At 57.7% G+C, this 11,608-nt stretch carries 9 protein-coding genes; 2 read left to right on the top strand and 7 right to left on the bottom strand.

What is annotated here, in order from left to right:
* Window positions 1–3 precede the first annotated feature (3 nt).
* Window positions 4–1,371 carry an amidase gene (locus tag CKQ53_RS08205; protein WP_094118273.1) on the bottom strand — a complete coding sequence of 456 codons (1,368 nt, stop codon included), beginning with the start codon at window positions 1,369–1,371 and terminating at the stop codon, window positions 4–6.
* Window positions 1,371–2,060, bottom strand: a complete 690-nt coding sequence (locus CKQ53_RS08200) for a DUF2848 domain-containing protein (RefSeq protein WP_085652698.1) — start codon at window positions 2,058–2,060, stop codon at window positions 1,371–1,373. Before CKQ53_RS08200 ends, CKQ53_RS08205 begins: the two co-directional genes overlap by 1 nt.
* Before the next feature lie 92 nt (window positions 2,061–2,152).
* Here CKQ53_RS08200 and CKQ53_RS08195 point away from each other — a divergent pair, with 92 nt between their 5' ends.
* Window positions 2,153–2,866, top strand: a complete 714-nt coding sequence (locus tag CKQ53_RS08195; RefSeq protein WP_094118272.1) for a GntR family transcriptional regulator — start codon at window positions 2,153–2,155, stop codon at window positions 2,864–2,866.
* Between the two features lie 94 nt (window positions 2,867–2,960).
* Here the strand turns inward: CKQ53_RS08195 and gcvP are convergent, their stop codons facing one another.
* The 5 genes from gcvP to budA form a co-directional block, all read right to left on the bottom strand.
* Window positions 2,961–5,834, bottom strand: a complete 2,874-nt coding sequence (gene gcvP / locus CKQ53_RS08190; protein ID WP_094118271.1) for an aminomethyl-transferring glycine dehydrogenase — start codon at window positions 5,832–5,834, stop codon at window positions 2,961–2,963.
* A gap of 82 nt (window positions 5,835–5,916) precedes the next feature.
* On the bottom strand, window positions 5,917–6,318 hold the full coding sequence (gene gcvH / locus CKQ53_RS08185; protein WP_094118270.1) for a glycine cleavage system protein GcvH: 402 nt from the start codon (window positions 6,316–6,318) through the stop codon (window positions 5,917–5,919).
* A gap of 28 nt (window positions 6,319–6,346) precedes the next feature.
* On the bottom strand, window positions 6,347–7,447 hold the full coding sequence (gcvT, locus tag CKQ53_RS08180) for a glycine cleavage system aminomethyltransferase GcvT (RefSeq protein WP_094118269.1): 1,101 nt from the start codon (window positions 7,445–7,447) through the stop codon (window positions 6,347–6,349).
* Window positions 7,448–8,004: 557 nt separating this feature from the next.
* Entirely contained in the window at window positions 8,005–9,684 is a 1,680-nt protein-coding gene (gene alsS, locus CKQ53_RS08175; protein WP_085652703.1) for an acetolactate synthase AlsS, read from the bottom strand.
* A gap of 51 nt (window positions 9,685–9,735) precedes the next feature.
* Window positions 9,736–10,488 (bottom strand): acetolactate decarboxylase, encoded by a 753-nt coding sequence (budA, locus tag CKQ53_RS08170; RefSeq protein ID WP_409359760.1) that lies wholly within the window; start codon window positions 10,486–10,488, stop codon window positions 9,736–9,738.
* A 147-nt stretch (window positions 10,489–10,635) separates the two neighbouring features.
* Between budA and CKQ53_RS08165 the strand changes: the two genes are divergently transcribed.
* The gene (locus CKQ53_RS08165) at window positions 10,636–11,529 is read left to right on the top strand and encodes a LysR family transcriptional regulator (RefSeq protein ID WP_085652705.1); all 894 of its coding nucleotides are present in this window, start codon (window positions 10,636–10,638) and stop codon (window positions 11,527–11,529) included.
* Window positions 11,530–11,608: the final 79 nt, after the last annotated feature.

The raw sequence follows: 11,608 nt of genomic DNA, 5'->3' as shown, positions 1-11,608 counted from the left end.
TGTTCATTGAAATGAGACGTCAAGGCCGCCGTTGAGGCATCGTTCAATCGACAACGCCCATCCCAACAACGCGTTATCCTGTAGCGGCAATCCGGCCACCATCAGGCCGACCGGCGCATCGCCCGGTTGCTGGCACGGCAGGGAGACCGCGCAGCCGTCCAGAAAGTTGATGATGGAAGGGTTTCGCAATGCCGCGCCGTTGACGCGAAAATAAGTCGCCTCATTAGCCTCAAGCTCGGCAATGGTTGGCGCGATAAAAGGGACGGTCGGCATCAGTAACGCATCGTAACCTTGGATTTCGATGGTCACCCGCCGCTGCCACTCAGCACGCTGGCGCATCAGCAAAGCAGCGTCTCGCTCGCTCAGGGCCGCTCCACGGCGAATGCGCGACAGCACACGCGGGTCATACTCGGCGGCATGCCGCGCGATCAACGACTGATGCCAACGCCATGATTCCAGCGCGGTGAACCCGCCTGCGGCATTGATGGCGGCCAATTCCGCAAAGGCCGTACAGGGAACCGTTTCGATACGTGCTCCAGCCCGCGCCAAACGCCACAGGCTGTGTTCGAACGCCGCCCCCACCGCGTCATCTAATCCGTCCAGCACCAAGGTTTGCGGCACCCCAAATCGGGCCTTCGACAAAGGCTGAGCCTGGGGCGACAGAGGCTGATGGGAAAGGACCCCGTCCAGCGCGAGGCAATCGGCGATGCCGTGGGCGATAACGCCAACGGAGTCTAGCGACGGCGACAGCGGCAGCACTCCCGTATCATCCATCCGCCGGGCCGTAGGTTTGTAACCGGTCAGACCGCAAAAAGCCGCCGGAATCCGCACCGATCCCCCGGTATCGCTACCGACCGCGCCCAAACACATACCGTCCGCCACCGCGACCGCCGCGCCGGAAGAGGAGCCTCCCGGAATGCGGCGATTTTCCCGGTTCCACGGATTGGCTGGCGTCCCGTAGTGAGGATTTATCCCCAAGCCGGAATACGCGAACTCGGTCATATTGGTCTTCCCCACCACGACCGCGCCCGCGTGAAAAAGACGGCGGACCACACCCGAATGCGCGGCGGCTGCCGGTGCTGACGCCAACACGCGGGAACCGGCAAGCGTCGGCTCGCCCTCGACGTCGAACAGATCTTTGATGGCGATCGGCACGCCATCCAACGCTGAGCGCGCCCCGCCTGCCGCACGCCGCTGATCTGACGCCCGGGCCTGCTGACGGGCCTGTTCGGCGTAGACCCGGGTAAAGGCAAATGCCCCCTCTCCCTGTGTATCGGCAATCTGCATCAGTGCGTCCTCGGTTAACGTCGCCGACGTCCATTCGCCCTTCGCCAGCCCGACGGCGGCCTCCTGCAACGTTAACGCGCCCATCACGCCACCACCGGCAGTAAAACGCTGGAATAGCTGTGGCTGATCGTGCGTCCCAGATGTTCATCGACCAGCGCCATGCGAAACTCCGTCGCCGGGCGGATCCCGCCGATCGCCGTCATCGTGCCGCAGCTCATGGCAAGTCCGTCCGCCAGCATCGGAACATCGGGCGCCAGATAGCGTTGTAGCAGCGCCATCGGCGGTTGCAGGCTGGCCAACGTGCCTTCCTGATACAGCCGATACTCCCCGTCTTCGACGATCCACGATCGTAGGATCAGCGAATCCCAATGAGCCATCACCTCGCGAAGCGGCCACGCTTCCCGCGCGACCGGTTTGGCGCATAGCTGTTTTGACAGCGCCACGTTCTGCGCCTCCAGTTGGCGATCGGTATGATCCGACGCCAGCGAAACATAAAGCTCGCCGTGATAGGAAAAGATCAGCGGTTCGGCCTCGCCGGAGCTGGCGTTGCCGACGACTTCGACGAGGGAGGATTGCGTCAACTGGTTCGTCGCCACGCGGTAGAAAAGCGGGATTGCACTGGGTTGAGGCACGCCCAGCGCCTCCAGTTCCCGGATATGGTGCATAACCGCGTCGCGATCGCGGCCGGTCCAACCGGCGATCACCAGACGATCAATCTCGACCTCAATTAACTTTTCTGCTGATTTTTCCAGCACATTGAAGATCAGTTTCATGACGTTGCCAGCCTCTCGATAAAAAGCACTGTGAAATTTCACACGATTTTCAATTAAGGAATAAGCGATTTTCGTGCCATGTTTTGTGTACTATGGTGAAAGACTTTTCTTTGCAGGAGCGACACGTGAAGCACGTCGATGAACCCCATCAGGTCTTGCCGACAGCGGAAGAAGCCGGACTATCGCAGAACGAGCTGGCCTATCGGCGATTCAAACAGTTGCTGGTCACACTGAGCTACAAGCCCGGCGAATACGTGAATACGGCGCAGGTGATGAATGCGCTTGAGATGGGTAGAACGCCCGTCAATCAGGCCATTCATCGACTGGCGAACGAGGGATTGCTGCAGGTCATCCCGCGTAAGGGGGTGATGGTCTCGCCGCTTTCGATTAACGATGCGCTGGAACTGATCGACGTCCGTCTCGCGAACGAGAGCCTGTGTATACGACGCGCCTGCCAGCGCGCCACAGCGGCGCAGCTGACCGAGCTGAGCGAGTTGAATCAGGAGATCGAGACCGCCTGTCAGGCTCGCGACCGAATCAAAATGATGACGCTGGACCACGAATTTCATCAGATGCTGGCGCAAATCGCGGGCAACAGCACCCTGACGGACATTCTCAGCGTCTTGCACGCCAGAGCGCAGCGTTTTTGGGCCAGCACCTTGTCCCGAGAAAGGCATATGCAAGAGGTGGTTGAAGAACATCGCGCCATCATCGAGGCGCTAATGCGGCAAGACGCCGCCGCCGCGGAAGCCGCGATGGAGGCGCATATCCTGTCGTTCCGCCATGCGCTGCTCCACACCTTTTAATCGCGCTACGCCGATTAAAACAGCGCGGGGGCTTGCCTCGCAGCAAGCCCCGCGCTTCTTGCTAAAACGTCACCTGAGTCATGGCGAGACGCCGTCAGACGTAGTCGCTGACGGGAACGCAGGAGCAGAACAGGTTGCGATCGCCGTACACGTCATCCAGGCGCTTCACGGTCGGCCAGAACTTGTTCGCGGCGCCGGCCGGGAACACCGCCACCTCCCGCCCGTAAGGGTGAGTCCACTCGGCGACCAGCTCGGTTTGAACATGCGGCGCATTGACCAAAGGATTATCGTCCAGCGGCCACTCCCCCCGCGCCACATGGTCGATCTCTTCCCGTATCGCCAGCATGGCGTTAATAAAGCGGTCCAGCTCTACCTGACTTTCCGACTCCGTCGGTTCTATCATCAATGTGCCCGCGACCGGGAACGACATGGTTGGCGCATGGAATCCGTAGTCGATCAGCCGTTTGGCGATATCCAGCTCGCTGATCCCGCTGGCTTCCTTCAGGGGACGGATGTCCAGAATGCACTCATGCGCAACCCGGCCGCCGAGGCCGCTGTAAAGCACCGGGAACGCCGACTGTAGGCGCGCCGCCACGTAGTTGGCGTTAAGAATGGCGTTTTGACTGGCCTGCTTCAGCCCTTCTGCGCCCATCATGCGGATGTACATCCAGCTGATCGGCAGAATCGAGGCGCTGCCGAACGGTGCGGCGGAAACGGCGCCCTGCTCAGTCAGCACGTCGTCGATCTTCACGACCTGATGCCCCGGCACAAACGGCGCCAAATGCGCTTTCACGCCTATCGGCCCCATCCCCGGCCCACCGCCGCCGTGAGGGATACAGAAGGTTTTATGCAGGTTAAGATGCGAAACGTCCGCGCCGATAAAACCGGGAGAGGTAATGCCCACCTGCGCGTTCATGTTGGCCCCGTCGAGGTACACCTGACCACCGTACTGATGCACAATCTGGCACACTTCGCGGATCGTCTCTTCGTAGACGCCGTGAGTCGACGGATAAGTCACCATGATGCAGGCCAGCAGATCCCCGGCCTGCGCCGCTTTCTCCCGCAGATCGTGCAGGTCGATATTACCCTGCTTGTCGCAGGCCACCACGACCACCTCCATCCCCGCCATGTGCGCGGAAGCCGGGTTGGTGCCATGCGCGGAGCTCGGGATCAGGCAGATCCGCCGCTGAGACTCGTTGCGGCTTTCATGATATCGACGGATGGTCAGCAGGCCGGCATATTCGCCCTGTGCGCCGGAGTTCGGCTGCATACAGACGGCATCGTAGCCGGTCAGCAGAACCAGCCACTCGCTGAGCATTGAGATCATCTGGCGGTAGCCCTGCGCCTGCGCCGGCGGACAGAACGGGTGCAGCTCGGCGAATTCGGGCCAGGTGATAGGCAGCATTTCCGCCGCCGCGTTGAGTTTCATGGTGCAGGATCCCAGCGGGATCATCGCCTGATTGAGCGCGAGATCCTTGTTCTCCAGACGGTGCAGGTAGCGCATCATCTCGGTTTCGCTGTGATAGCGATTAAACACCGGGTGCGTCAGGATGTTGTCCGTCCGCCGTAGCGCAGTGGGCAACGAGTCTGAATCCGCGCTAACGTCGTGATCCAGCGCATCGATATCCAGACCGTGGTCGTCTCCCAGCAGGATCGAGAACAACGCCAGCACATCGTCGCGGGTCGTGGTTTCATCCAGCGAGATCCCCACGGCTCCTTCCAGATCGCTACGCAGGTTGACGCCGAAACTGAGCGCCCGACTCAACGTGGCCGCCTTGTCGCTAACCGAGACGGTCAGCGTGTCGAACCAGCGGGTATGCCGTAGCGTCACGCCGCGCTGTTGCAGCCCGGCGGCTAAAATATCGGTCAGGCGGTGGATACGGCAGGCGATGCGCTTAAGTCCTTCCGGTCCGTGGTATACCGCATACATCCCCGCCAAATTCGCTAACAGTACCTGGGAGGTACAGAGGTTGGAGTTGGCCTTTTCACGGCGAATATGCTGTTCGCGAGTCTGCATCGCCATTCGCAGCGCAGTGTTGCCCGCAGCATCGCGGGAGACACCGATAATGCGGCCCGGCGTCGCGCGCTTGTACGCTTCCCGACTGGCGAAGAACGCCGCATGCGGGCCGCCGTATCCCATCGGCACACCGAAACGCTGCGCGGAGCCAAAGACGATGTCCGCCCCTTGAGCGCCGGGAGCATCGAGCAATACCAACGCGAGCAGATCCGCCGCAACGCAGGTAATGACCTTGCGTTCATGCAGCTCGGCCAGCAAGGCTCGATAGTCGTGCAGTTCGCCGGTCGTACCCAGCTGCTGCACCAGCACGCCGAAGACGCCGTCATCCTTCAGCGCCGCCTGCGGATCTCCGGTCACGATATCGAAGCCGAAGGTCGCTGCGCGCGTCCGGACAACATCCAACGTTTGCGGATGTACGTCTTCTGCTACAAAGAAGCGGTTGGCCTGCTTGAGCTTGCTGACGCGTTTGGCCATCGCCATCGCTTCCGCCGCCGCAGTGGCTTCGTCCAGCAGCGACGCGGATGCCACCGGCAGGCCGGTCAGGTCCTGCGTCACCTGTTGAAAATTCAGCAGCGCTTCGAGCCGTCCCTGAGACACCTCGGGCTGATAAGGCGTGTAAGCGGTGTACCACCCCGGATTTTCCAGCACGTTACGCAGGATCACCGGCGGCATCTGCACGCCGTAGTAACCCATGCCGATATAACTTTTGTAGATCTGATTACGGCTGGCGATCGCCTTCAGTTCCGCCAGTGCCTGATGTTCCGTGACGGCATCCCCGACGTCGGGAGGGCTGGGTAATTGGATATCCGGCGGGACGATCTGCTGAATCAGCCTATCCAGCGATTCTGCGCCGACCGCCGCCAACATAGCCTGTTGCTGCTCGGCGGTGGATCCGATATGGCGTTCAACAAAAGCGCTATGGTGTTCAAGTTGACTAAGAGTCTGGGTCATTACGACATTCCTGCATCAAACCACATCCAGCACGCGCCGTTAACGGCGCCCCGAAAGATCGCCCTGCCGGGCGCGAACGACGCTAGTGCGCGTCGTCCTCCTCATCCAGAAGCGTCTGGTAAGCGGCAGCATCCAATAGGTTGTCCCACTCCGCGCCGTCGGCAGGCTTAATGCGAAATAGCCAGCCGCTGCCGTAAGGATCGCTGTTAACCAGTTCCGGCGCGCCTTCCAGCTCGCCGTTGACCTCCAGCACTTCGCCGCTCAGCGGAGTGTAGACATCTGACGCGGCCTTGACCGACTCCGCCACGGCGCAGTCGTCCCCGGCGTTGAACTGACCGCCCACCTCGGGCAAGTCGATAAACACCATATCGCCCAGCAGCGCCTGCGCATGCTCGGTGATCCCGACACGATAGGTGCCGTCTTCGTCCGCCGCGACCCACTCATGGGACGAGGTATATTTTAATTCCGCAGGTACATTGCTCATTGCCACCTTCTCCTTTTAGACAAAACGGTTAAATCTCAATCAGGGCTTTTCCTGCACGGACAAAATTGGGTTTCGTTACTCGGACGGGGACTTCGCGCTGACGTATGCGCACCACCGCCTGTTCGCCGATACCCTCCGGGACGCGAGCCAGAGCGATGCTGACGCCTAAGGAGGGCGAGAACGATCCGCTGGTGATCACGCCTTCGCGAACCGCACCGCTGGCATCAGTGAAATGCACCGGCAGACCGTTGCGCAATACGCCTTTCTCGGTCATCACCAGCCCAACCAACCGATCGGTGCCTTTGGCACGCTGGCGCTCCAGCGCTTCGCGACCAATAAACTGACGATCTTCCGGCTCCCAGGCGATCGTCCAGCCCATGTTCGCCGCCAGGGGTGAAACGCTTTCATCCATATCCTGCCCGTACAAATTCATACCGGACTCCAGACGCAGCGTATCGCGCGCGCCAAGCCCCGCAGGCTTGACCCCTTCGGCCAGCAACTGTTGCCATAGGCCGACCGTCTGCGCTTTCGGCAGCGCGATTTCGTAGCCGGACTCGCCGGTATACCCGGTGGTGGCGATAAACCAGTCGCCGCTCTGCACGCCGAAAAACGGCTTCATCCCCGCCGTGTCTTCGCGCTGTTGCGGCGTCAGCAACCGCTGTACTTTTTCCTGGGCCAGCGGTCCCTGAATCGCGATGAGCGACAGATCGTCACGCTCCTGAATCTGCACCATGAACGGTTTGGCCTGCTCTTCGATCCACGCCAGATCTTTTTCTCGCGTGGCGGAATTCACAACCATCCGGAAAAAGTCTTCCTGTAGAAAGTAGACGATCAAATCATCTATCACGCCGGCAGAGGGGGTCAGCATGGCGGTGTAGAGCGCTTTACCGGACTGCGTCAGCCGGGCGACGTCGTTCGCCAGCAGATGGCGTAAAAACTCGCTAACGCGAGCGCCATGCAAATCAACGATAGTCATGTGCGATACATCGAACATTCCGGCGCTCTTGCGAACCACGTGATGTTCTTCGATCTGGGAGCCGTAGTGCAGCGGCATCATCCAGCCATGAAAATCCACCATTTTGGCGCCGTCGGCCACATGTTGTTCATACAGCGGGGTTTGCTTAGCCATCTTTTCCCTCTACGTTAACCGTGCTTGGTTACAGCGGATGCGTCCAACGCAAACGTTATCTCTGTCTTTGAACTTACCACCGATGTGGGTTCATCACCACACGCCTTACCATAAGTAAATCTATATAATATAGAGTAGGAAAAGCGTCATTATGTTATCGCCACACCCACTTTTTACGCTACTAAAAACAAAATAATCAGCATATACCAATGACTATATTCACATTTCGTCTTTAATATAATAAATATCGCCTGACACCCCCTATTTATTAAAAATCGACATACGACAAATGCATTAGATAATGTAATGCGAAAAAGTACGTAAAATTAGATTATTTCAGGCAAGGAGAAGACCGTTCAGAAAGGAGGTCCGCAGACCTTATAGACGAAAGCGACCAGGTTGCGATCCCCGTCACGCTAGGTTGCCATCCAGTAAGGGTTAGGCCGAGAGCAATGTTGAAGAAAGGGGTGAGATGCGAATGAGCAGGCAAAGAAAAAGGCGGCACACCGCCGGTCTGTCATGACCGTGATGTGCCGCCCGCATCGAACGCGTCTGGCTTAGATCAGATGCGCGATGTTGACGTTTTCCATCAGATAGTGGTTGTCGGAGTAATCCACCGGAATGGCGATCACCGCCGGTCCGTCGACATCCATTGCCTGATGCAGTTTTGGAATCAGTTCTTCAGCCGACTCAACCGCAAAGCCTTTCGCACCGAACGCTTCCGCATAGACTTTGAAATCAATCGGTCCGAACTTGACGCAAGATCCGCGGTTGTATTTCTTCTGTTCCTGAATCTCAACCATGTTGTAGGCGTTATCCACCCAGATGATATGCAGGACATTACAGTTCAGACGAACCGCCGTTTCCAGTTCCATGCTGGACTGCATGAAGCCGCCGTCGCCGGATACCGACAGCACTTTCTGGCTCGGATTCACCAACGCAGCCGCAATCGCCCACGGCAGCGCCACACCCATGGTCTGCTGACCGTTGGTCATCAGCACCTGACGTGCGCGGAAGCTGTAGAGGTAACGCGCCAGCCAGATATGGAAGCTCCCCATATCAACACACAGCGTGACGTCTTTATTGACCAGATCCTGCATCGCACGAACCAGACGCAGCGGATGGATAGCGAAGCCGTTCATGTTGATGGCATGCGTCGCCAGCTGATGACGCAATTCGCGACGTTCTTCCAAAATACCGATGGAATCGGAAGACAGGCGAATCGGCGAATTCAGCTGTTCATTAAGCATATCGATGGTGATGCAGATATCCCCAACCAGCTCCAGATCCGGACGGTAGTCGCATTCCAGTTCGGACGGCAGCACATCGATGTGTACCAGCGTCGCATTACCGGTGTTCCACAGGGCCGGCGCATATTCCACCGGACTGTAGCCGACGGTGATGATCAGGTCAGCCTGCTGAAGCAGTTTGTCGCCCGCCTGGTTATTGAACAGGCCGACACGACCAGCGAAATGGTCGAAGTGCTGCTGATCGATCACACCGGCCGCCTGATAGGTGCTGGTGACCGGCAGCTGGCTGCGGTGTAGCAGGCGACGCAGCGCATCCGCGTTTTTCGGCTGGCTGGCCATCAGGCCCAGCAGCAGAATCGGGTTTTTCGCTTTTTCGATCATCTGCGCAACGCGTTTAACGTCCGACAGAGGCGCACTGTTCAGCGTCGGCAGGTTTGTCGCGGCCAGCACAGGGCTTGTGACCGGATCGTTGACAATATCTTCCGGCAGGCTGATGAATGAAGCGCCCGGGCGACCGAACTCGGCGGCGCGGAAGGCGTTGGCCAGCACTTCAGAAATCGCCGAGGAAACAGGAATTTCCGCGCTGAATTTCGTGACCGGTTTGAACAGGCTAACGGTATCCAGGCTCTGGTGCGTCAGCTTCAGTCGGTCGGCGCGTTTCACCGCTCCACCCAGCGCAACAATCGGGTCGCCTTCCGAGGTCGCCGTCGCCAGACCTGTTACCAGGTTGGAACAGCCCGGACCGGAAGTCACCATGGTAACGCCCGCTTTCCCCGTTAGACGGCCGATCGCCGATGCCATGAACGCCCCGTTGGCTTCATGACGTACGGGGATGGTCTGGATCGTTGAGTCAACAAGAGAATCAAAAACGCGGTCAACTTTCGCGCCAGGAATACCGAAGACGTATTTGACCCCTTCCTGCTCCAGATGTTTAACGATCAGATCCGCACCGCAAGCCCAGTGCTGTTGACCATCCTTATTTTCCATAACATTTTTCCTATGCATTTTTGTGCTTTCTTTTCAGTACCTTGATGAACTTTAGCTTTCCACGGAGTGGATGACGCTATCGAGATCGTCAGGGGACAAGTTGGCTCGCAGAAAATCCTGATCCAGAGGCAGGTCGATGACTAATTTGGCAATGGTGCCAAATTGCAACACGCCGTTCTCCAGGCGGTAATCCAGGATATGTCCGCCGCCTTGTCGGCTATCAGTGATAAAATGCTCGTGATAGCCGGCGACATTGATCCCCTGAACATAAGCAGGGCTACGAAAACCGATAACGTTGCCCTTGCAGTTGTCGAAACGGAAAGTCGGTTGCTGGGCGATAGCTTCCAGCATCGGTTTATAAGGTCGTTCCTGGCGAGGTACCGTACGAGTTTCGACGTAGCTAAAGCAGCCATCGATTCGTAAAGCACAAAAAAGATTGTCTGTTGCAACAAAATCATCAATACGCTGATGAAGATCCTCACGACTGATCGCACGGTCAAACTGTATCTTTTCAGTCGGACGGAAGAAGGTCATTACGGCAAAAGGGGTTTTCTGATCGGGTTTGGCGGCGCGTGCGCTGCCATCGGAGCGCAGCTGGAAAATACGGCTTTCCATCGCCACCAACTCTCCGTCAAGATCGTTAAAGGTGCCTAATCCGAAATCACCATGTTCTAGCAGATCCGCCATGGTTGTACTGCCTTCGTACACGCCATTTATCAAGCCGCTCATCAATGAGGTTTGATAGATCTGACACTCTGGGTGGTGTTTTTGGTGCTGATGGACGAAGTTGGCAAGCTCTGCCATACAGGGGTCAACGCAGTTGGAATCTTTCATATCCCTTCTCTTCCGACGAGGTACGACATAAATTTAATTAATGTTTCCCTTGAATATTGCTCTCGTGAGATTCAAAGTTCCAATATAAAAACGTGACTATTTGGAGATCTAAAATATATGGAGTTACGTTATCTGCGCTATTTCGTCGCCGTCGCCTCAACGCGACACTTTACCCGCGCAGCTGAATCATTAGGGATATCGCAACCTCCGCTTAGTCAACAAATACAAAAGCTTGAACGTGAAATCGGGACGCCTTTGCTGAAGCGAATGACGCGCGGCGTGGAGATGACCGAAGCGGGAGAAGCCTTTTACCAGGACGCCAAGCAGATACTCGAACTGACCGACGCCGCGATGGATCGGGTGCGGTGTATCGCTCGCGGAGAGAGCGGCGCGATTAATGTGGGGTTTTCTTGCGCAGTCACCTTCCATCCATTAGTGCTGAAAATGCTGCGGCTTTACCGTCAGCGCTTCCCCAACGTGCAGATGCAGCCGCAGGAAGAGCACATCAATGAGATTCTGGAGAGCCTGCGTAACCGCAGCACGGACATCGCCTTCGTGCGCCTGCCCTGCGACATCGGCGACGAGTTCGACGGTGAAATTCTGGTAGAAGAGGATATGCGGCTGGTGTTGCCGGACAACCATCCGCTCAGCGATCAGCAGGAAGTGCATCTCAGCCAGATGGCGTCAGAGCCGCTGATTATTTTCCCGCGCGAACTCTGTCCCAGCCTGCACGACATGATCATTCGCGCCTGCTATCTGGCGGGCTATCAGCCTAAAATCAACCCGCTGGCGCCGCATATCACGGCGACGATCAGCATGGTCGCTTCCGGCTTCGGCATCACGTTCATTCCGGAGTCTCTGTCCTGCATTCAGGCTGGCAACGTGACCTATCACAAAATCGATACGCCCCATCTCAATACGCAGATTGCGGTTATCTGGCGCAAGCACGATACATCAGCCACCCTGCATAATATGGTGCAACTGCTGCACGAGCACGAACAGGAAAAGTAAGCTCGACCCGCCGCTGACACACTGCAAGCGAGACCACGGCGAGCCTGACATTCAGGCTCGCCCGTTTTTGCGCGTCAAA

The sequence above is a fragment of the Lonsdalea britannica genome (genome assembly GCF_003515985.1).
In the GTDB taxonomy this organism is placed as follows: Bacteria; Pseudomonadota; Gammaproteobacteria; order Enterobacterales; family Enterobacteriaceae; genus Lonsdalea; species Lonsdalea britannica.
Note: the sequence above shows the minus strand (reverse complement) of the source record. Positions and strands in the feature narration are given on the sequence as shown.

What these genes read in the sequence shown, in the direction of transcription:
- CKQ53_RS08205 (WP_094118273.1), bottom strand. Translation starts at nt 1,371, where the DNA reads ATGGGCGCGTTAACGTTGCAGGAGGCCGCCGTCGGGCTGGCGAAGGGC.
- CKQ53_RS08195 (WP_094118272.1), top strand. Translation starts at nt 2,153, where the DNA reads ATGGTGAAAGACTTTTCTTTGCAGGAGCGACACGTGAAGCACGTCGAT.
- budA (WP_409359760.1), bottom strand. Translation starts at nt 10,488, where the DNA reads ATGGCAGAGCTTGCCAACTTCGTCCATCAGCACCAAAAACACCACCCA.
- gcvH (WP_094118270.1), bottom strand. Translation starts at nt 6,318, where the DNA reads ATGAGCAATGTACCTGCGGAATTAAAATATACCTCGTCCCATGAGTGG.
- alsS (WP_085652703.1), bottom strand. Translation starts at nt 9,684, where the DNA reads ATGGAAAATAAGGATGGTCAACAGCACTGGGCTTGCGGTGCGGATCTG.
- gcvP (WP_094118271.1), bottom strand. Translation starts at nt 5,834, where the DNA reads ATGACCCAGACTCTTAGTCAACTTGAACACCATAGCGCTTTTGTTGAA.
- CKQ53_RS08165 (WP_085652705.1), top strand. Translation starts at nt 10,636, where the DNA reads ATGGAGTTACGTTATCTGCGCTATTTCGTCGCCGTCGCCTCAACGCGA.
- gcvT (WP_094118269.1), bottom strand. Translation starts at nt 7,447, where the DNA reads ATGGCTAAGCAAACCCCGCTGTATGAACAACATGTGGCCGACGGCGCC.
- CKQ53_RS08200 (WP_085652698.1), bottom strand. Translation starts at nt 2,060, where the DNA reads ATGAAACTGATCTTCAATGTGCTGGAAAAATCAGCAGAAAAGTTAATT.